Source organism: Kitasatospora kazusensis, from assembly GCF_039529945.1.
GTDB lineage: Bacteria > Actinomycetota > Actinomycetes > Streptomycetales > Streptomycetaceae > Kitasatospora > Kitasatospora kazusensis.
This window is the reverse complement of record NZ_BAAANT010000009.1, coordinates 110,556-131,060: the sequence shown is the minus strand read 5'-3', so window position 1 is coordinate 131,060 and position 20,505 is coordinate 110,556. Positions and strand designations below refer to the sequence as shown.

The window sequence follows — 20,505 nt, the reverse complement described above, 5'->3', positions numbered from 1 at the left end:
AGTCCATACCGCCGGACGGCGGTCGGACGGGAACCAGGAGGAGGCGTCCGCCACTGGGACGGCCCCCGGGAGGGGCGACCTTCGAACGTGACCGCGCGAAAGGCATCTCAGGGTGCGGTGGCCGCCCGGATGGCGGCGATCTTCGGGGCGCGGCTCTTCGGGGAGTCGAGGCTGAACCCGCGGGCGTCGCCCAGCTCGTCCCGGACGAAGGCCTCGGTACGCGCGATCACGTCGCGCAGCGCGGCGTCGGCCGGTACGAACAGCCGGTGGACGATCTCCCGTTCGGCGGTGTCGTACTCCCACAGGCCGATGATCCGGCCCCGGTCCAGCACGATGTGGGTCTGCGGGTCGGCGTCGCTGCCGAAGGTGCGACCGGCCTTGGCGCCCGGTACGGGGAGGGCCGCGTCGGCCGGGTCGAGCAGGCGGTGCAGGTCGCGGTGGAGCAGGTGCACGCCGTCGATGCCGGCCAGCAGGGCGTACGCGGGTTCCGTCGGCACGGTGAAGGCGGCCAGCTCCTCGGCCAGTTGGGGCGGCAGCAGCAGGTCCGTGCCGGGCAGCGGGACCAGGTCGAGCGGGGCGGTGGCCGCCTTGGCGGTCGCCGCGGTGAAACCGGTGAACCAGCGGAGCTGCCGGAGCGAGGCGGGGGCGGCCCAGGAGAAGTACCGCTCGGCGAGCTCGACGGCGGAGCCCTTGACGGGCTGGTCCCAGCCGACGTATCCGTAACGCTGCTGGTCCAGACGGCCGTTGGCCGGTACGCGGCGGATCAGGCCGCGCGCCTGCAACAGGCCGAGGGCCAGCGGCAGGGTGGTGGTCAGGCCGCGCTTCTTCCCCGCCTCACCGAGCCCGCGCACCGCCCCGCCGACCGCCTCGCGGATCGCGGCCGGCTCCAACGGCAGGTCGGGGCCGAGGAGATGGGAGATCGTCAGGCAGAGCTTCTCGATCTCGTCGCGGCTCACCCCGAGGTGCTTCTCGGCGGCGGCGAGGCTCCCCTCCGGTGCGGCGGCGCCGGCCGCCAGGCCGAGGGCGAAGTCCGCGGCGGGCAGGACGTAGGTGCAGCCCCGCGCCGCGGGCAGCTCGTGCACCCGCACGGCGGCGACCGCCGCGTCCACGGCCTCGCGGCCCAGCCCCGCGCGGGCGAACAGCCCCAGGTACGGTGCGGCGCCGCCCACCGACCGGGCCCAGCCGGTGGCGGCCAGCACCTCGGCGGGCGACGCACCCGCGTGCGCGCCGTCCAGCCACTGCCGGTGGGCCCACCAGGCGCGGAGTTTCGCTGCCGGGATCTCGCTGTTCGCCATGCGCCCAGTATCGGCGCGCCGAGGTCGGGGCGCCCGGAGCGACGTACCGGTACGGACCGACAAATCGTTCGCGTCGGCCGCCGCCGCCGGGGGACACTTCCGGTCACGACAACCCCGCCAGCGCCGCCGAGGAGGCGACGTACCCATGCACGTACTGCTCTCCGGCATCGTCGGATCCACCGCGTACGGCCTGGCCCACGCCGGTTCCGACCTGGACCGGCTCGGGCTCTTCGCCGCACCCACCGAGACCTTCCACGGCCTGCACCGGCCCGCCGAATCCCAGGTCAGCACGGCGCCCGACCACACCCTGCACGAGGCCGCCAAGTGGTGCCGCCTCGCGCTGAGCAGCAACCCGACCGCCTCCGAGCTGGTCTGGCTGCCCGAGGACCTGTACGAGATCCGCACGCCGCTGGGCGAGGAGCTGATCGGCATCCGGCACTCCTTCCTGAGCGCGCGGGCGGTGCGCAACTCCTACCTCGGCTACGCCACCCAGCAGTTCCGGAAGCTGAGCACCCGCGACACCTCCGACCGGCAGACCAGGGCGCGGGCGGCCAAACACGCGCGGCACCTGATCCGGCTGGTCCTCCAGGGCGTCACCCTGCACGAGACCGGCGCGGTCGTCGTCCGGCTCACCGACCCCGAGCGGGTCCGCGACCTCGGCGAGCGGTACGCCGACCGGCCCGAGCTGGCCCGGACACTGCTCGCGGACGCGGAGGAGCGCTTCAGCCGCAAGGGCGTCCTCCCGGACGCCCCGGACGAGGCGCCCGCCGAGTCCTGGCTGCGCCGCGTCCGGGCGGAACACCTCGCCCGGGCCGCCTGACCGCCCGCCCGGGGCACCGGACCGCCCGCCCGGGCCGCCCGGCGGGCCGGCTCGGCGCACTGCTCCGGCGTGGCCGTCCAATCCACTGGCCAACCCTTGGGGATCACCGGGTAGGATCGCCCTGGCAGGCGGCCTACCAGCACGGTGGACCGCAGGCCGGCGGGCCGCTAGCTCAATTGGCAGAGCTGCGGACTTTTAATCCGTAGGTTCAGGGTTCGAGCCCCTGGCGGCCCACTGTGAAGCCCAGGTCAGAGCTCCTCTGACCTGGGCTTTTACCGTTCCCTGATCGTCAATGGGGCTTTCCTCCGATCGTGGACGTTCACAGGGGTGACACAGGGGTGACGCCGTGCGCAGCCGATGTGCGTGGGTGCCTGATCATCCGTCAGCCAGGTGCGGTGATGCCGGTCGGCGGTGACTCGGGCTCACCTGCGGACACTTGTCGACCAGGTGCAATACCGGTGGCTTTGGTGGGCTTCGGCCGTTGGACAGGTTGTACCAAGGCCCGGTCGGGTGAAGTCGTCGGTGGGTGAGCGGTTCTCGGATCGGATCGCGTCGGGGGTGTCGACCCGTGCGTTTCCGACGGAGTCGGTGGATGAGGTGGTCGCGGAGTGCGGCCGGGTCGAACAGCGTCATCGGCTCCTGCCGGGCGACCGGGGCTTCCGAGGCTTCGACCTGTGGCGGGCAGTGGCTGCGACCGGCGCCGACCTGCTGTGGCGCGCCAAGAGCGATTCCGTCCTCCCGGTCCTGGCCGCACTGGAGGACGGCTCCTGCCTCTCGCAGATCTTCGCCGCCCGGGGACCGACCCCTCAGCCCCGGGAATGTCCTTCCCCGGGCGTCTACGGCGTGCCGGAAATCGTCCGGCCGGTCACCGAGGGCCGGGCGCGGGTTTGATGTTCCGGTAAGGCCGCACCAAGGCCGACGGTTGCGATCCGGTGCTGTCGGCATACGCTCGCGAGCGCCTTTGAGAGGCTCCACGGCGTCCGGAGGTGGCATCCGCCGGAGGGGGACTTCCGTGGCCCCACCAGCGCAGCCGGCTCGACGGACCGGTGGCCGCCGAGTACGCGGCCACCCCGGACCGGACCTTCGAATCCGGCCTGAAACGCCTTGATCGACGGCCTGGAGGCCGAACTCACCCACCCGGAGGGAGCCGGTCAAGTCGGCCGGTGAACATCCGGTCGGTCCGGCGTGACCGCAAGGTGCCGGGTACCAACCACTTCAAGAAACGTTCCCATGTCTCATCATCTGACATCGTTGTCATAGAATGCAGTCATGTGGTGATAATCTCGACCTGCTTCTCGGTGGCCTATTTTGGGAAGAGTTGGGGATCGACGCCCCTGCTCGGCATGTCAGACGGACGCGCCGAGAAATCATCTTGTCATGCGACTGAGTCATGGTCGTGCCGACTCGCCGAGAAGGGGGCTCCGGGTGAACCGCGCCATGGGCACTCGCGTCAGGCACCTGCGGACCGTGCGCGGGCTGTCGCAGGCGGACCTGGCCGGCCCCGAGCTCTCGGCGAGCTACATCTCCCTGATCGAGGCAGGCAAGCGCACTCCCTCCCGGCGGGCGCTGAAACTGATCGCCGCCCGCCTCGGCTGCGCCCCGAGCGAGCTGTACGATGCCGCGGTCAAGGAGGCCGACTCCTCGGCCGACTTGGCGCTCGCCGAGGCCGAGTGGGCCCTGGCCGACGGAAAGCCCGCCACCGCGCTGGAGCGGTTCGGCGAGGCCGCGACGCTCGCCGTCGCGGCCTCCAGCCCGGAGTGCGCGGTGCGGGCTGCCTGGGGCGAGGCGCGCTCCCTCGAGGCCATGGCGCGGCTCGACGAGGCGCTGGACGCCTACACCGACCTGCTCGAAGGCCTGCAGCCCGCCGCCGTCGGGCCGCCCACCCGGTTGGAGGCCATCCGCGCCGTGTGCCGGTGCGAGGTCGAGCTGGGCCAGATCGACCGCGCGATCGAGATCGGGGAATCGGCGCTCAGGGAGCTCGACGAGTCCGGTTCCGCCCCGTCGGCGGCCGGTATCGAGATCATGTGCGAACTGGTCCGCGCCTATCTGCTCCGCGGTGACGTGCTGCGTGCCGGCAGGCTCACCGAGGCCGCCGTCGCCCAGGCCGAACTGCTCCGGAGTCCGCACCAGCTGGCGCGGGCCTACCGCGCCGCCGGCCAGGCCGCCCAGGAGGCCGGCCGGCCGACGGAGGCCGGGGCTCTCGCCCGCAAGGCGCTCGAACTGCTCCGGCAGGGGGACGGTGAAGCCGTGCTCGGCGACGCGCTGGCACTGCACGGGATGACGGTGTTGCGGGCCGGCCGGACGAGCCTGCTGGAGGCCGAGCGCGACCTTCGACGCGCCGCCGAGATCCAGGAGCGGACCGGACAGTTGATCAAAACCGCTGAGTGTTACCAGGAGTTGGCGCACTGCTCGCTGATCCGCGGGGACGGCGAGGCGGCGATGGAGCTTGCCGCCCGGGCGCTGTCGCTCTTGGAGGAGGCGCCGGTCGCCGGCCGGGCGCGCGCCATCATCCTCACCGCCACGGCGCTGGCGATGTGCGGGCGGACCACCGAGGCACTGGAGCGCTGCGACGAGGCCGTCGCCGAACTGGGCGAGGACACCCGCGGGCTCCTGCCGACCGCCCGCATCTGGGGCGAGGCCGCCGAGGTCTACATGGCGCTGGGGGCGACGGAGAAGGCCGTCAGTACCTGGAGGCGGGGGTTCTCGCTGCTCGGCCCCACCGGTCCGCTGCCCGGCTTGCTGACGTCCCGGATGGACGGATCGGGTACATCGGACTGAGCAGAATCTCGTCGGCCATCGCAAATACCGGTAGGATGGCCTGTCAAAACAGGCAGTCACAAATATGAGGCCAGGATGTCAGCTCCTAACCAACTCGGATCCCGCATTCGGGAGATGCGCCGTCGCCTCGGGCTCTCCCAAGCAGAACTCGCCGGCTCCGAGCTCTCCGCCAGTTATGTCTCCCTCCTCGAGGCGGGCAAGCGCACTCCCTCGGAGGAGGTGCTCCGTGGTATCGCGAAGCGGTTGAACTGTGAGCCGGACTACCTACTGGAGTGTCTGAACGAGGACCAGAGCGCAAGCCTGGACCTGGACCTCCAGTTCGCCGAGCTCGCCCTGGCCTCGGGACAGCCCAAGGCGGCGCTGGAGTCCTTCGAGGCCTCGGCCGAGCGTGCCGAGGCGGCCGGCCTTCCCAACCAGCGGGTGCTCGCCCAGTGGGGCGTCGCCCGCGCGGTTGAGAACCTCGGCGAACTCGAGAAGGCCGCGCAGAAATACGACGCGCTGCTCCGCGTCCGGCCGTCGGAGCGAGGCAAGGTCTCGGGCTTCCTCGTGGTCGTCGCGCTGTGCCGCTGCCTCCGCGAATTGGGCGACATGGACCGAGGGATCGAGGCGGCCGAGCGCACGCTCACCGAGATGCGCGATCTCAAGATCATCCCGACGGTCGAGTCCATCGAGCTGGTGTCGACCCTGGTGGGCCTCTACGCCGAGCGTGGAGACCTGCACACGGCGGAGTACCTGGCGCAGGAGGCGATCGCCGAGGCCGAGGGGTTGGACGACCGCCGCGCGGTCGGTGCGGCCTACTGGAACGCGGGTCTGGTGGCGCACCGCAACGGGCGCCAGCAGGAGGCCGCCGTTCTGGTGGAGCGGGCCCTGGCGATGTACTCGGAGGGCGACAACGAGCGGGCCGTCGCGCGGCTGCAGACCGCCTACGCGTCCGTACTGCTGCAGACCCAGCCGCCGCGCCCTGAGCGGGCCAGGGACCTCCTCGAACAGGCCAGGACCCGGCTTGAGCAGCTGGGTGGCGCGGTCGACCTCGCCTATGTCGAGACCAATCTCGCCCGCGCCGAACTGCAGTTGGGTGACTACGTGGCCGCGATCGAGCACGCCCGTTCGGGGCTGGACCAACTGGGCACCGGGCACCGGCTGCAGACCGCGCGGGCCCTTCTCGTGCTGACCTCCGCTCACTGCGAGCGAGGCGAGCTGGACGAGGCCCGCCGGCTCCAGGAGACTGCGGCGCTCCACCTGGAGGCCTCCGGGGCGAGCCGGCAGTCAGCCTTCGCCTGGGCCGAGCTGGCCGAGTCGCTGACGGCGACCGGGGACACCGAGCGTGCCCTGTGGGCCTACCGGCAGAGCCTGACCCAGCTGGGCCACCGCCACGTGCCGGTTGCGGTCCCAGCCGCCGAGCGGCCCGGTCAGGGAATCTGACCGGGCCGCTCGCCTTCGCTCCGCCCGTGGGCCTCAGCCGGCCGGCTTGGCGGGGGCGTCCTCGGTCGTCACCACACGGGCGACGAAGAGGTGGGCCCCGGCCGCGCCGGTCACCACGGTGACGGCCCACTTGCCCGATCGCGCGGTAGGAACGCGCACCGTCGACGCGCGCCGGCGAGCACCGCCGACGCGCGACCAGCAGCACGCTCACCAACGGGTGGCGTCGACCCTGCCGGTCACGCGGATCCGGAAGCAACAGCTAGCCGATCCACCGGACGAGTGCCGCAGGCGAGTTGACGCATGGGGCAGGGCAGTGGGTGGCTGACCGGTGGCACCTCGAACGGCCCCGAAAATCCAGGGAACACCCCTCCGGCCTGCACATCCACGTGATCAGCGGGACTTTGAATCAACCCTCGGAGGACGAGAGTCCCGGGTTTCTCGCGGTAATCAACAGCACGCCGGGAAATCGACCGGAGCTGCGGCGGATACCACGACATGCGGCGCCGGAGCGGCCACTGCGACGCCGGCGCCGCTGAAAACGCTGAGTACTGCGACAATGCAAATGGAAATCTTCGTAAACAAGTGAACCCCCGTGTGTTGCCAAAGTGTTGACTGACTGGTGCAAGTTTTTCCAACTAAACGTGATCTTGTCAAGGCTTTTTGTCATGATGCTTTGGGTCTGATGTGGGTGTATGCCCCGATTCGAATGCGCCAAATCACCCCATAGTGATCTTCGGAGTCAAGCTCGACAAGGTGTCTGCCATGACACCTGCATCCAGATATTGACTAACTGACATGACGCGTAGAGCATGAGCTTGACTCCCTGACCCTCCCCCTTATGAAACGGACGACGAGCCATGCCCAGCGGCGAGCGCCAGCCAGGTCCCATCAAGGTCAACCGGACCGATCGCGAGATGGCCTGGAGCGGCATCCAGACCTTCCTCAAGCTCCCGGTCTGCCTGACTCCCGAGGACCTCAGGGTCGGCGAGGTGGACGTCGCGATCGGCGGCGCGCCCTGGGACGGCACGGCCACCGGCTTCACCGGCACCAGCCTCGGCCCGAGCGCCATCCGCCAGGGCGACTACATCAGCAGCGCGCCGAGTCTCACCCACCTCGACGTCCGGGTCGACCCGCTGGAGCACCTCACCGTCTGCGACTACGGCGACGCGGACGTGCTGATCGGCAACCCCGAGGGCACGTACGACAACATCCGGACGTTCGTCGGGGAGATCGTCCAGGGCGGCGCGATCCCGATCATCATGGGCGGCGACCATGGCATCACCTGGCCGTCGGCGACCGCGGTGGCCGATGCCTACGGGTACGGCAAGGTCGGCATCGTGCACTTCGACGCTCATGCCGACACCGCCCCCGACATGCGAGGCGCCCTGCACGGGCACGGCACTCCGATGCGCCGGCTCATCGAGAGCGGGGCGGTCCCGGGGCGCAACTTCGTCCAGGTGGGCCTGCGCGGCTACCTGCCCCAGGCCCCGGTCCTGGCCTGGATGGAGGAGCAGCAGATGCGCAGCCACTACATGGCCGAGATCCGGCGCGACGGCTTCGCGAAGGTCCTCGAGCGGGCGGTCGACGAGGCGCTGGACACCGCTGACCATCTCTATATCTCGGTCGACGTGGACGTCGCCGACCCGGCCTACGCACCGGGCACCGGCACCCCGGAGCCCGGTGGCCTGACCAGCGCCGAGGTGCTCTGGGCGGTCCGCCGCCTGGCGGCCGAGGTGGGCATGGTCGGCATGGACGTGGTCGAGGTGAGCCCGCCCTACGACCTCGGCCCCGGCCTCACCGCGCAGTTCGCCCGTCGCATCATCCTGGAGGCGCTGACCGGCACCGCCATGCGGCGGATCGGCATCACCTCGCCCGACTACCTCCACCCCCGCTCGGCCGGCATCACCGCGTAGCGCAGCCCCATCTCGACGAGGCGTCCGCCGCCGGCGGGCGCCTCGTCGTCGTCCCGGGGCTGGCGCGCCGAGAAACTTGACAAGCAATCATGACTGTCGGATATTTATTAGTGACAGCTGGCCTTGCGCACCTTATCGGCGCGGCAGCGCGGCCCCGCGCGGTTTGCGCGCCCTCTCTCTCATCTGTGCGTCGAACCCGGAATTCACGCGCGACTCGAATCGGAGTGAAAATGGATCAGTGGAACAGCTCTGCCGAGCCGGCGGTGAGCGCGAACTTCGAAAGCCGGCTCATCGAGGCCCTGCAGCCGATTCGCGGCATGGCCCTGGCCCAGGGCATCCATCACCTGTTCCTCAGCGGTATGCACCGGCTGCTCGAGAGTTCCCCCGCGAGCGCCGAGGACGTCGCCAAGGCCCTGGGGATGAAGGCGGACCGCGTCGCCGGGTTCTTCCGCTACCTCGCCGTCGAAGACATCGTCACCTTCGAGGACGGGATGGCCGCTCTGACGGCCAAGGGCCTCGGCCTCAAGGAGTACCGCCCCTGGTACGAGTTGATGGTCGGCGGCTACGCGCAGACCTTCGGTCAGATCACCGAGACGCTGTCCAAGGACTCCTTCGCGACCCGTGACGGCCTGATGGTCGGCCTCGGCAGCTGCGGCATGAGTCAGTTCGACGCCCTCCCGATGGTCCGTCAGCTGGTGGCGGACATGCCGGTCCAGCCCACCCAGCTGGTCGACATCGGCTGCGGCAGCGGCGACTTCCTCATTGATCTGGCGAAGGACTACCCGAGCATCCACGCGGTCGGTGTCGACCCCTACGCGCCGCTGGAGCGGGCCGACCAGAGCCTCGACTTCCACCAGGCGTCGGCGGTGGACTACGTCCGCTCCCTCGGCTCCGAGGCCCCGGGCGCAGGTGCGCAGCGGCTCTTCGTAGCCGGCTTCCTGCTGCAGGAGATCCTGGAGCAGCAGGGCCGTGACACCGTGGTCGAGATGGTCCGCTCGATCGTGAGCAGCGGCGCCCACCTCGCTGTGGTCGAGGTCGACCACCGTCCCACCGACCCCTCGGTGATGCAGCACGGACTGGGCCAGGCCTACTACAACCCGTACTACTTCCTGCACATCCTCACCGAGCAGCGCCTGGAGACCCGCGCATTCTGGCTCGACCTGTTCGAGGAGGCCGGCGCCGAGGTCGTGTCATGCCGCACGGTCAACCCGCGTGTGGACTCGACGGGGCTCGAGTTCGGCTGTCTGCTCAAGGCGAAGTGAGGCAGGGATGAAGCTCTCCCCGCTCGCGCAGCGCCTGGCGCGGATGGACCAGTTCCGTGACGCCTCCTGGACCGTGCTCGCCGAGAACGTCCCGGTGTGGCCGGCCGTGCCTCCGGTGCCGACCATGCAGTGGACGGACGGCGACAACGCCTACGGTCCCAGCCAGGGCACGGCGGAGCTCCTGGACGCGCTCGCCCTGCGCGGACGGGCCCAGGGGGCGGCGCTCGGCCCGGAGTCCCTCCTGGTGACCAACGGCGGTTTCGACGCACTGGCCCTGATCACCCGCCGGCTGCACACCCGCGGCATCCGCCGGGTGATCTGCGCCGGGCCGGTGCTGTCGAGTGTCGTCGGCCTGTTCGAGTCCATCGGCGTGGAACCGGTGGTCCTGGCCTGGGACGACCTGTTCACCGGGGAGCGCTGGCGCGGGCTGGGCTGCGGCGCCACCGACGCCTTCTACCTCAACACGCCGCACAACCCGACCGGGGCCTGCCTGGCCGAGGACGTGGCGAAGCAGCTGCTCGCGGACCAGCAGCGCTTCGGCTTCCAGCTGATCCTCGACCTCGTCTACGACTCCTTCTGCTTCCAGGACGGCTGCTCCGGCTCGCCGCTGGCCTGGGTCGGGAACTGGCAGGGCGTGTACGCCTTCAACAGCTTCTCGAAGAGCTACGGTGCTCCCGGTCTGCGGGTCGGCTGGTTGATGGCGGAACCCGCCGTCATCCCACAACTGACCGCCCAGTTCGAGATGGAGCGGATTGCGGTGTCGACCACCGCGCAGACGAAGGCGGCGGCGCTGTGTGCCCTGGGCAACCGCAGCCTGGTCGACGCGGTCCGGCGCGGACGGAAGCTGGTCCTCGACTGGGCGGCCGCCGAGCGGATCGAGATCGCCGCCGGACACGGCGGTACCCAGCTCTGGGTCGATCTCCAGGTGGGCGACTCCGAGCGGTTCGCCGATCTCCTGATGGAGCGGGAGCGCGTCGTCGTCACCACCGGCGCCAACTACCACCCCGTGCAGCCGCGGTACATCCGGCTGCCCACCGGGCTCGACACCGCGACGCTCACGTCCGGTTTGGAAGCCATCGAGCGCGTCCGCCGCGGTGCAGGAGCAGCGGACCTCACCTTCTCTGGGAGCGCAGTCCGATGACGGGCACTGACACGACCACGCTGGATGTTCTCGGCCTCGGCCTGGGCCCGGCCAACCTCGCCCTCGCCGTGGCCCTGGATGAGCGGACGCCTTACCCGAAGACGCGCTTCCTGGAGCGCCAGGATCAATTCGGCTGGCACCCGGGCATGATGCTTGAGGGCGCTGGGGTGCAGAACTCCTTCCTCAAGGACCTGGTGACGCTGCGGAACCCGGCGAGCCCGTACTCGTTCCTTGCGTACCTCAAGGCGCACGGCCGACTGCACCAGTTCATCAACCTGGCTCAGCCGCACTCCTCGCGCTGGGAGTTCAACGACTACTTCCGCTGGGTCGCCGGCCACTTCGCCGACCAGGTGGACTACGGCTGGGAGGTCGTGAGGATCTCCCCGAACACCGGGGACGACGGCGTGGCCCGCACGGTGACCGTGACCGCGGCCAACGCGGGCGGCGAGGAGCGGACTTACGTCACGCGCAACATCGTGCTCGGCATCGGCGGACGGCCGTGCATGCTGTCCGGCACCGTGCCGGCCTCCCCGAAGGTCATCCACAGCTCGCAGTTCCTCACCCGGCTGGCCGAGCTGCACCCGGACCGTTCGGCGCCGATCACGGTGGCCGTGGTGGGCGGCGGGCAGTCGGGGGCTGAGCTCACCCACTACCTGGCGCGCGAGCTGCCGCGGTCCACGGTGCACTGGATCCTTCCGGAGTCCGCGCCGCGCCCCGCCGACGACACCCCCTACGTCAACGACATCTTCATGGAGTCCGAGGTCGACCGGCACTACGCGGCGACCCGGGAGTCGGCCGACCCGGAGTTCCACACCAGCCTCCGGAACAGCAACTACGGCGTGTCCGACGTCGACCTGCTGCACTCGCTCTACCGGCTCCAGTACCAGGAGGCGGCGCGCGGCCAGGAGCGGGTGCACATCCACACCCGCAGCCGGCTGATCGGTGCCCACGAGGAGAACGACCGGCTGTCGCTCAAGATCGCCGGAGCGGTCAAGGAGCTGCGGGCCGACCTGATCGTGCTCGCCACCGGTTACGAACGCGACCTGTCCCCCGAGATGGCGGGTGACTTGCTGCCGCTGCTGCAGCACGACGCCGACGGCCGGCTGATGGTGGAGCGCGGGTACCGCGTGGCGACCCGTCCCGAGCTGGCGGCCGGGGTCTACGTCCAGGGCATGGCCGAGCACTCCCACGGCCTCGGCGACACGCTGCTGCCGGTGATGGCCTTCCGCTCCGACCGGATCGCCGAGCAGCTCGTCGCGGACCGGCGGGCCGGCTCGACCGACAGCTACCCGCCGGCCAGACACCGGGAGGACAAGCCCGAACTGCTGCACGCGGTGATGCGCAAGTACCCGATGGCCGTGCTGAGTTCCACCGCCGGCGGAGTGCTGCGCGCCAGCAACATCCCGCTGGTCCTGGACGCCGGGTCCGGTCCGCACGGGACGCTGTTCGGCCACTTCGACGCCAACAACCCGCAGGTCGCGGACTTCGACGGCGCGGAGGTCCTGGTGGTCTTCCAGGGCCCGGACGCCTACATCTCGCCGCGGACCTACGCGTCCGACCAGCTGCCGACCTGGAACTTCGTCTCCGTGCATGCCCGTGGCACCGCCCGGATCCTGCGCGACGAGGCGGAGGTCGTCGCCGGCCTGGTCAGCATCCCGGCCTCCAACGACCACCGGTCGGACGCCTATCGGCTGCCCCCGGACGAGCACCGGATCCCGAAGCTGATCAACGGCATCGTCGGCTTTCGGATCGAGATCCAGGAGCTCGAGGGCCGGTTCAAGCTCTCCCAGGACCGCGACCCGCAGGACCGGGACCGTGCCAGGGACGAACTGGCCCGGGCCGCCTCGGCGGATCAGAGCGAGTTCATCGGCTGGCTGCACGAGCGCGCGGTCGGAGCGGCGGAGTGATCGCCGCCGGTAAGGGGAGGGCAGGCGAGGTGAGTCAGCGCCATCTCTGGTACGCCGTCCGCAACGCGGAGGGACAGTACTCGATCTGGCGGGACCACCTGCCCATTCCCGCGGGCTGGGAGCCGGTGTACCAGGCGGCCACCAAGGAGGAGTGCCTGGAGTACATCGACCGGACCTGGACCGACATCCGACCCGCCAGTTCCCGCTGACCGTCCATCGTGACATCGGCCCGGGCCTTCGAGCGAGAGGCAACCATGAACCCACAGATGGCGCAGTTCACCTCTGCCGCCACGCACTCGGAGGTCCGGCTGTTGCCCGCTTCCAGCGGGCAGGAGCGGCTCTGGCTGACTGCCGAGGCGGACGGAAGTACGGCTCCCTATGCGGTGCCGGTCGGCTACCACGTCGCCGCGCGACTGACCGCCGACCGGCTCAGGGAGGCGATGCGCTATCTGACGCAGCGTCATGATGCTCTGCGGACCGGTCTCCGCTGGACGGACGACGGGCTGTCGCAGGAGGTGCACCCGAGCGCCGAGTGCGAGGTGCGGGAGCTGTCCTGCGCCGGCTTGGAGGAATTCACCGAGGCGCTGAACGCCGCCGCGGCCGAGCCGTTCGACCTGGCCCGGCCGCCCCTGGTCCGCGCCCTGCTGGCGCCGATCGCGCCGGAGGGCACCGCTTTCGGCTTCGTCTTCCACCACTCGGTCTGCGACTCCTGGGCCCTGGAGATCCTCCTGCGGGACCTGACACTGTTCCTCGACGGGGAGGGCCCGGAGGAGCCGGCCGGTGACCATGCCGCATGGACCGTAAGCGAACGGTACCGGCTGGCGAGCGCCGAGGTGGAGCGCGACCGCGGCTACTGGCGCGAGCGGCTCCAGGGCGGGGCCGCTCCCCTGCGGCTGGGCCGGGAGGGGCGGGCCGGTTTCCGAAGCGGTGCTGTGCACCGTTTCACGGTGTCGGCCGAGGCGGTCGACCGACTGGTCGGGAAGACCGCCGCGACCCCGTTCTCGATCATGCTGGCCGGGTTCGGGGCGCTGCTGCACCGCTACTCGCTCAACGAGCGGATCAGCATCGGCCTGCCGATCGCCGGACGCGACACGGCCGACGCGGAGCGCACCTTCGGTTATCTGAGCAACACCATCGTGGCCCTCGAGGACTACGCGGAGTCCACGACCTTCCGCACCGCGGTGGCCTCGGCCTTCCAGCACGTGGTGGAGGGCCTCGAACACGGCGGGCTCCCGTTCCAGGACGTGGTCGGGCTGCCCGGCGTGCGCCAGAGCGGGAACGCCCCGCTGTACCAGGTGATGTTCGGGCCGCAGAACACCCCGGTGGAGAGCGTTCCGATGCTCGGGGGCCTGCCGTTGACCCGGCTCCCGGTGCACAACGGCACCTCCAAGTGTGACCTGACCCTGCTGGTCGAGCAGGTCGGCGACCGCTTCGACTGCGAACTGGAGTACGACACCGCGCTGTTCGACGGTGCCTGGGCCGCGCGGTGGGCCACGGCCTACGGCCGGCTGCTGGAGGCGGCCGCCGAGGACCCGGACACCCCGGTGGACGAGCTGGCCCTGCTCACCCCGGAGCAGATGGCCGCCGCCGCGGCCCCGCGCCCCGCCGCCGACGACTACCGGGGCGAGGCACCGGCGCACGTGGACTTCGAGGCGCAGGCCCTGCGGACTCCCGACGCCGTGGCCGTCCGCTGGGACGGCGGCCTGCTGACCTACCGCCAACTGAACCGACGAGCGAATGCGTTCGCGGCCAGGCTTGCCGAGTCCGGCATCGGCCCGGGCAGTCGGCTCGGCATCCGGCTCGACCGCGGACCGGAGCTGATCTGCGCGGTGCTCGGCATCCTCAAGGCCGGGGCGGCCTTCGTCCCGCTCGACACCCGCTTCCCGATCGAGCGGATCAGGACGATCTGTTCGGACGCCGCCGTCGCCGCCATCGTCGCCGACCCGGCCGAGGATGCCGAACTGTCCACGATCGCGCCGGTGGTGGTACCGGACGACAGCGCCGCCGACACCGCCCCCGAAATCGTGGTGCGCCCGGGTGACCTGGCGTACATCTACTACACCTCCGGTTCCACCGGCACCCCCAAGGGCGTGCCCATCGACCACCGGTGCGTGAGCACCAGGCTGGCCTACCTCAGGGACGCCTACCCGCTGGCCCCCGCCGAGGCGGTACTGCACAAGACCCCGCTGATCTTCGACATCTCCATCTGGGAGATATTCCTGCCGCTGTTCGTCGGCGCCGAGGTGCGCGTGGTCGGGCCCGGGCGGGAGACGGACAACGACCACCTGGCTTCGCTGCTGCGCGAGGAGCCCGTGGTCCTGGTCCACTTCGTGCCGGCGGCACTGGAAACGTACCTCGGCGCCGGCGAGACCGGGCCGTACCCGCACCTGCGGTGGGTGATCGCGAGCGGCGAGGCGGTGACGACCAGCCTGCTCCGCCGGGCCCGCGACCACTTCGGCGTCCCCGCGCACATCCAGTACGGGCAGACCGAGACCTCGGAGGTCACGGTCTGGAACGGAACGGACGAGCAGGCCTCGGGAGCGACCCTGCTGGGCCGCGAGGTCGGCGCGTACTCCCTGCAGGTCGTCGACCGGATGCTGCAGCCGGTACCGGTGGACGTGCCGGGCGAGCTGTGCGTCAGTGCTCCGGGCGGACTCGCCTGGGGCTACCAGGGGCGGCCCGCGCTGACCGCGGAGCGGTTCGCTCCGCACCCCGGCAGCCCCGGCGAACGCCTCTACCGCACCGGTGACGTGGTCCGACGACTGGACTCCGGCCTCTTCGAGTACCTCTGCCGCGTCGACCACCAGGTCAAGATCCACGGCTGCCGGGTCGAGCCCGGCGAGATCGAGAACGTCCTCATCGGCCACCCCGCCGTCGCCGCCTGTGTGGTGACGGCCCGCACATCGGCCGGCACGGCCCGGCTGACGGCCTATGTCGTCCCCGACAGCGCCACCTCCCCACGCGAACTCGCCGCCCACGTACGGGCGCGGCTGCCCTGGTACATGGTGCCCGGCGCCTTCGTCCTGCTGCCGGACTTCCCGCGCACCATGAGCGGGAAGATCGCCCGCGAGAGCCTGCCGGAGCCGGACCGGGACGCGTTCCCGCTGGAGGCCGGCTCCGAACCGCCGACCGGCCCGCTGGAGACCGAGATTGCGGCCGCCTGGTCGCGGGTGCTCGGTGTCCGCGAGATCGGCCGCCACGACGACTTCTTCCGCATCGGCGGGACCTCGCTCAGTGCCGTCCGCGTGCTCGGCGCGGTCGGCAAGCACTTCGGGGTCACGCTGCGGGCCTCGCTGTTCAGCGGCCGGCCCACCGTCGCGGCGCTCGCCGAAGCCGTCCAGGACAAGATCGAGGAGCTCGTGGCCGGGCTCACCGACGAAGAGACGCTCGCCATGCTGGAGGCGTTGCACACCCATGACTGACATCTCCGAACGGCGCAGGGAGCTCGTCGAACTGCTGCTGCGCGGCCGCAACGCCCCGGAGGCCCCCGTCCGCCGGCCCGCGACCTCGGCGCTGCTCAGCAGGGCCCAGCAGCGGCTCTGGTTCCTCGAACAGCGCAACCCAGGCACCGCGCAGAACAACATCGCCCTCCGGCTCGACCTCGAACAGCACCCGACCCGGGCCGGACTCGAGGCCGCGTTCGGCCGGCTCCAGGAGCTGCACCCCGCCCTGCGGCTGCGGGTGTCCGGCTCGCCGGAAGCCCCGGTCCAGGAGGTGACCGCCTCCCCCGAGGTGCCGCTGGACTGGCACGACCTGACGGACGACACGGTCGAGGCGGCCCTGCGCCGCGCCGGGGCGCTCGCCGAGGACGCCGCCCGACGTCCGCTGGACCTGAGCCGCCCACCGCTGTACCGGACCACGGCGATCCTGCTGCCGGACGGCACCTGGCAGCTGGTCATGATCTTTCACCATCTCGTCGTCGACGGCTGGTCGGTGGGCGTGCTCTTCGCCGACCTTGCCCGGCTGCTCTCCGGCGGCGAACCGGAGACCCCCGCGGTCGAGTTCGTCGACTGGGTCTCCCGCAACGACGACGGCCCGGCCCCGGACGGTGTCCAGGAGTACTGGGCCGGCCGCTTCGCGGACGCACCCGCGGCCACCACCCTCGCCCTCCACGAGTCGGCGGCCGAGGATCCCGGTCTCGGCGGCGGACTGATCCCGTTCCGGCTCGACGACGAACTGGCCGAGGCCCTGCAGTCGCTCGCCGAGCGGCTGGGCGTGACGCTGAACGCCGTCTGCCTGGCCGCCTTCAAGGTGGTGCTGCGCAGGTTCACCGACTCCCCGGCCGTCGTGGTCGGATCACCGACGGCCGGCCGCCAGGACCCCGAGCTCGACCGGGTGGTGGGCTTCTTCGTCCGGACGCTCGCGCTGCGGACGGACATCGCGCTGGACGACCCCTTCGCCGAGGTCGCCCGCCGGGTGAACCGGACCGTCCTCGACGCCCTCGACCACCAGCCGATGCCGTTCGACGAACTGGTGGCGCTGACCGGTTCCAGCGGCGACCGGTCCGGCAGTCCGCTGTTCCGGACGATGTTCGCCTGGCTCAACGCCACGACGGACGCACCCGAGTGGAACGGTCGGCTGCGCGGGCTGCACGATCTCGACAGCGGCACCGCCAAGTTCGACCTGACCTTCTCCTGCTCCGAGCTCGGCGACGGCATCTCCGGCTCGGTGGAGTGGGCGCGGCGCGGCACCGACGAGATCGCCGCGCGCGGAGCGCTGGCGGCCTTCCTCGCCGTCCTGCGCGAGGTCGTCCGGCGACCGGACACCCCAGTGGCGGCGATCCCGCTGGCCGAGCCCGACCACGCGGACGCCGACGCCGGGCGGCCGGGTGCCGACCGGCTCAGCCTGGCCGACGGCCTGTTCCGCCAGGCCGCGCTGACCCCGCAGGCCGTCGCACTCGTCGACGCGCACGGCGACACCCTCGGCTACGCCGACCTCGCCGACCGGGTGGCCGCCCTCGCGGAGCACCTGCGCGAGGCGGGCCTGCGCCCCGGCGACCGGGTGGCCCTGCTGCTGGAGCGCTCCACCGATCTGGTCGTCGCCGTACACGCCGTGACGGCGGCGGGCTGCGGCTACGTCCCGATCGACACCACCGCCCCGCCCACCCGGATCGCCGAGCTGCTCGCGTCGGCCGACGCCAAGGCCGTCCTGCTCCACGGACGGACCCGCGAGCTGCTGCCCGACGGCCCCTGGCAGGTGCTGGACGCGGCCGCCGCGCCGATGGCGCCCGCACCCTGGCGGACCACGCCGGCCCCCGCCGGCGGCCACGCCTATCTGCTGTACACCTCCGGCTCGACCGGCAGGCCGAAGCTGGTCGCCTTCCCGACCGACGCCTCGCAGGCCTTCCTCGACTGGCTCCAGGACCGGATGCCGCTCGACGGCGAGGACCGGGTGCTGCTGAAGACGCCGTACGGCTTCGACGTCTCGGTCTGGGAGCTCTTCTGGCCCCTGCAGCGCGGCGCCGCGCTGGTCGTGGCAGCGCCGACCGGGCACGCGGACCCGGCCTACCTGGCCTCGCTGATCCGGCGCGAGCGGGTGACCGTGGTCAACTTCGTCCCGTCGATCCTCGAGTACTTCCTGGAGCAGCCGACCGCCGGGGAGTGCGACACGCTCCGCCATGTGCTGTCAGCGGGCGAGGCGCTCACCCCCGCCCTGCGCGACCGGGTGCAGGAACAACTCCGGGCCACCCTGGTCAACCTCTACGGGCCGACCGAGACCAACGCGGTGACCGCGTACATCTGCGCCCGGGAGCGCGGCACCGAGACGGTGCCGATCGGCACCGCTCTGCCGCACGCCCGGCTGTACGTGCTGGACGCGGAGCTGCGACCGGTCCCCGACGGGCTCCCGGGCGAGCTCTACATCGGCGGTCCGCTGGGCACCGCGATCGGCTACTGGGAGCAGCCCGGACTGACCGCCGAGCGCTTCGTGCCCGATCCCTTCGGCCCGGAGCCCGGGCGGCGGCTCTACCGCACCGGCGACGCCGTCCGCCGGCTGCCCGATGGCGGCTACCAGTACCTCGGCCGCCTGGACCGCCAGGTCAAGCTGCACGGCGTACGGATCGAACCGGCCGAGATCGAGGCGGTGCTCGCCGCGCATCCGTCGGTCGGCTCGGCGCGGGTGCTCGTCCTCGGCGGACAGCACTCGGAGGAACTGGTCGCGTTCTGCACACCGGACGGCCAGGCCATGCCCGATCCCGACGAGCTGCGCGGCTGGGCCGCGGCCCGGCTGCCCCGGCAGCTCGTCCCGCGGACGCTGCTGACATTGCCTCAGCTCCCGCTGAACACCAACGGGAAGACGGACACCGCCACGCTGGCGGCGATCTGGCGGGAGCAGCACTCCGCCGGGCGCGCCGTCCCGGCCGCGGCCGACCGCGGCCCCGTCGAGCAATCGATCCGGGCCGCCTTCGAGGAGGTGTTGGGACACGCCGTCCCCGACGCCGAATCGACCTTCTTCGAGCTGGGTGGGAACTCGTTGCTGCTCCTGCGGCTGGCCGCCGTGGTGGAACGCCGCACCGGGTTCCGGCCGGGCATCGCGGAACTGGCGCAGCACCCCACCGCCGCCCTGCTGTCCGGCCTCGTCCGCTCGCGGTCGGCGGCGGACGGGCTGCTGGTTCCGCTGACCCGTGTCGCCGCGGACGGGCCAAGGCTGCTGCTGCTGCCCGCCGCCTCCGGATCAGCCCTCGCCTACGCGCCGCTGGCCCGCGAGCTCGCCCCCGGGCTCGCCGTCCTCGGGGCGAACGCTCCGGGCCTCGGCGGCAACCCGCCGCGGACCGTACCGGAGTTCGTCGCCGAGCTGCTGCCGACCGTGGAGCGCCTGGCGGCCGAGGGGCCGCTGGTCCTCGCCGGCTGGTCCTTCGGCGGTGTCCTCGCCTACGAGCTGGGCACGGCGCTGAGCGCCCGGGGCCTCCCCCCGGCGGCAGTGGCGATGTTCGACAGCTGGGTGCCGGAGCCCGAGGAGGGACCGGCCTCCTCCGACGAGGACGGACTCGGCTTCCTCCGCGCGCAGGGCCTCGTCCCCGACGGACTCGGCGCCGAGGAACTCCGGGCGATGGCCGTCATGGTCGCCGCCACCACCGAGGCGTTCCACACCTACCGGCCGAGCCCGGGAACGCCGGACTTCCCGGTCCATCTGATCCGGGCGGCCGGGGGCTATCCAGGACTCGTCGACGGCGGATACGACGACGGGCGCGGCTGGGCCGGGACCGTCCCGCTGCTGCGGACGAGCGATGTCGCAGCCGACCACTTCGGCATGCTGCGCCCGCCCGCCATCCATGAACTTGCCGAGCAGGTGCGCTCGATCACCGCGCGCGCCGCGTCCGGCGACCACCCGCACACACCAGGGAGAATCACCGTGAGCATCGCGAAGCAGACTCTTCAGAACGATGGCGTCGTGCTGCTCCGCCAGGGCGAGTCCTGCTACTCGGCGGAGGAGATCGAGGACCTGATCACGCTCAGCCTGAAGCTGCCGCACCCGGACGGGATCGGCGAGGAGAACCGTGTCGGCGTGGGCCGCATCGTCGTGGACCCGGTGGACATCGTCCGCGCGGAGCTCGGCTACGCCCCGGCGAAGGTCGAGGCGCCGGAGATCGCCGAGCAGATCCTCGCCATCGCGGCCTCGGAGAAGGCACTGGCCTTCTGGGCCGACTGCTTCGGTCTGGAGACGGCCACGGTGAGCCGTGCCCAGACCAACTTCCTCTACCCGGGTGGCGAGGTGGGCTTCCACAACGACCACGAGTCGAACCCGGGCTACAGGATCAGCATCGTGATCGGCCTGACCAACGACTACACCGGCGGAGAGTTCATCGCCCAGGTCACCCCGGAGGACGAGCGCCGTTTCCGGGTGAACCGCGGCGAGATCCTGGTGGCCAAGCCGGAGTTGCAGCACGCGGTCAGCGTCGTGGAGTCCGGCAAGCGCATGTCGCTGATCCTCTTCATGTCCTGAGCGCCGGCTTCATGTCCTGAGCGCCG

13 protein-coding genes and 1 tRNA gene are annotated in these 20,505 nt (G+C 71.4%); 12 read left to right on the top strand and 2 right to left on the bottom strand.

Going from position 1 to position 20,505, the window contains the following annotated elements:
• Positions 1-107: 107 nt before the first annotated feature.
• Positions 108-1,295 carry a DNA glycosylase AlkZ-like family protein gene (locus tag ABD330_RS10600; RefSeq protein ID WP_344463326.1) on the bottom strand — a complete coding sequence of 396 codons (1,188 nt, stop codon included), beginning with the start codon at positions 1,293-1,295 and terminating at the stop codon, positions 108-110.
• 145 nt (positions 1,296-1,440) lie between these two features.
• On the opposite strand from ABD330_RS10600, the gene ABD330_RS10595 reads away from it, so the two are divergent.
• The 5 genes from ABD330_RS10595 to ABD330_RS10575 all read left to right on the top strand — a co-directional run bounded on the left by ABD330_RS10595 (position 1,441) and on the right by ABD330_RS10575 (position 6,315).
• Entirely contained in the window at positions 1,441-2,115 is a 675-nt protein-coding gene (locus ABD330_RS10595) for a nucleotidyltransferase domain-containing protein (protein ID WP_344463324.1), read from the top strand.
• A 161-nt stretch (positions 2,116-2,276) separates the two neighbouring features.
• A tRNA-Lys gene (locus ABD330_RS10590) sits at positions 2,277-2,349 on the top strand.
• A gap of 354 nt (positions 2,350-2,703) precedes the next feature.
• The gene (locus ABD330_RS10585; protein ID WP_344463322.1) at positions 2,704-3,006 is read left to right on the top strand and encodes a hypothetical protein; all 303 of its coding nucleotides are present in this window, start codon (positions 2,704-2,706) and stop codon (positions 3,004-3,006) included.
• 546 nt (positions 3,007-3,552) lie between these two features.
• Positions 3,553-4,893: a helix-turn-helix domain-containing protein gene (locus tag ABD330_RS10580; protein WP_344463320.1), complete on the top strand. Its 1,341-nt coding sequence runs from the start codon at positions 3,553-3,555 to the stop codon at positions 4,891-4,893.
• Positions 4,894-4,968: 75 nt separating this feature from the next.
• The gene (locus ABD330_RS10575) at positions 4,969-6,315 is read left to right on the top strand and encodes a helix-turn-helix domain-containing protein (protein WP_344463318.1); all 1,347 of its coding nucleotides are present in this window, start codon (positions 4,969-4,971) and stop codon (positions 6,313-6,315) included.
• Positions 6,316-6,348: 33 nt separating this feature from the next.
• Here ABD330_RS10575 and ABD330_RS10570 read toward each other — a convergent pair whose 3' ends face one another.
• Positions 6,349-6,474 carry a hypothetical protein gene (locus ABD330_RS10570; RefSeq protein ID WP_344463316.1) on the bottom strand — a complete coding sequence of 42 codons (126 nt, stop codon included), beginning with the start codon at positions 6,472-6,474 and terminating at the stop codon, positions 6,349-6,351.
• A 698-nt stretch (positions 6,475-7,172) separates the two neighbouring features.
• Between ABD330_RS10570 and ABD330_RS10565 the strand changes: the two genes are divergently transcribed.
• The 7 genes from ABD330_RS10565 to ABD330_RS10535 all read left to right on the top strand — a co-directional run bounded on the left by ABD330_RS10565 (position 7,173) and on the right by ABD330_RS10535 (position 20,479).
• Complete coding sequence (locus ABD330_RS10565) at positions 7,173-8,228, top strand: agmatinase family protein (RefSeq protein WP_344463314.1); 1,056 nt, start codon at positions 7,173-7,175, stop codon at positions 8,226-8,228.
• A 230-nt stretch (positions 8,229-8,458) separates the two neighbouring features.
• On the top strand, positions 8,459-9,490 hold the full coding sequence (locus tag ABD330_RS10560) for a 2-ketoarginine methyltransferase (RefSeq protein WP_344463312.1): 1,032 nt from the start codon (positions 8,459-8,461) through the stop codon (positions 9,488-9,490).
• A gap of 7 nt (positions 9,491-9,497) precedes the next feature.
• Positions 9,498-10,631, top strand: coding sequence for a beta-methylarginine biosynthesis bifunctional aminotransferase (locus ABD330_RS10555; protein WP_344463310.1), 1,134 nt, complete (start codon positions 9,498-9,500; stop codon positions 10,629-10,631).
• Positions 10,628-12,538 (top strand): SidA/IucD/PvdA family monooxygenase, encoded by a 1,911-nt coding sequence (locus tag ABD330_RS10550; RefSeq protein WP_344463308.1) that lies wholly within the window; start codon positions 10,628-10,630, stop codon positions 12,536-12,538. Before ABD330_RS10555 ends, ABD330_RS10550 begins: the two co-directional genes overlap by 4 nt.
• A gap of 29 nt (positions 12,539-12,567) precedes the next feature.
• Positions 12,568-12,747: an MbtH family protein gene (locus ABD330_RS10545; RefSeq protein ID WP_344463306.1), complete on the top strand. Its 180-nt coding sequence runs from the start codon at positions 12,568-12,570 to the stop codon at positions 12,745-12,747.
• Positions 12,748-12,792: 45 nt separating this feature from the next.
• The gene (locus tag ABD330_RS10540; protein WP_344463304.1) at positions 12,793-15,960 is read left to right on the top strand and encodes a non-ribosomal peptide synthetase; all 3,168 of its coding nucleotides are present in this window, start codon (positions 12,793-12,795) and stop codon (positions 15,958-15,960) included.
• The gene (locus ABD330_RS10535; protein WP_344463302.1) at positions 15,953-20,479 is read left to right on the top strand and encodes a non-ribosomal peptide synthetase; all 4,527 of its coding nucleotides are present in this window, start codon (positions 15,953-15,955) and stop codon (positions 20,477-20,479) included. Before ABD330_RS10540 ends, ABD330_RS10535 begins: the two co-directional genes overlap by 8 nt.
• The last annotated feature ends 26 nt before the right edge of the window (positions 20,480-20,505 follow it).

Bases quoted from the DNA above. Each gene is read 5' to 3' on its own strand.
- ABD330_RS10600 (WP_344463326.1), bottom strand. From the start codon at position 1,295: ATGGCGAACAGCGAGATCCCGGCAGCGAAACTCCGCGCCTGGTGGGCC.
- ABD330_RS10595 (WP_344463324.1), top strand. From the start codon at position 1,441: ATGCACGTACTGCTCTCCGGCATCGTCGGATCCACCGCGTACGGCCTG.
- ABD330_RS10580 (WP_344463320.1), top strand. From the start codon at position 3,553: ATGGGCACTCGCGTCAGGCACCTGCGGACCGTGCGCGGGCTGTCGCAG.
- ABD330_RS10575 (WP_344463318.1), top strand. From the start codon at position 4,969: ATGTCAGCTCCTAACCAACTCGGATCCCGCATTCGGGAGATGCGCCGT.
- ABD330_RS10565 (WP_344463314.1), top strand. From the start codon at position 7,173: ATGCCCAGCGGCGAGCGCCAGCCAGGTCCCATCAAGGTCAACCGGACC.
- ABD330_RS10560 (WP_344463312.1), top strand. From the start codon at position 8,459: ATGGATCAGTGGAACAGCTCTGCCGAGCCGGCGGTGAGCGCGAACTTC.
- ABD330_RS10555 (WP_344463310.1), top strand. From the start codon at position 9,498: ATGAAGCTCTCCCCGCTCGCGCAGCGCCTGGCGCGGATGGACCAGTTC.
- ABD330_RS10550 (WP_344463308.1), top strand. From the start codon at position 10,628: ATGACGGGCACTGACACGACCACGCTGGATGTTCTCGGCCTCGGCCTG.
- ABD330_RS10540 (WP_344463304.1), top strand. From the start codon at position 12,793: ATGAACCCACAGATGGCGCAGTTCACCTCTGCCGCCACGCACTCGGAG.
- ABD330_RS10535 (WP_344463302.1), top strand. From the start codon at position 15,953: ATGACTGACATCTCCGAACGGCGCAGGGAGCTCGTCGAACTGCTGCTG.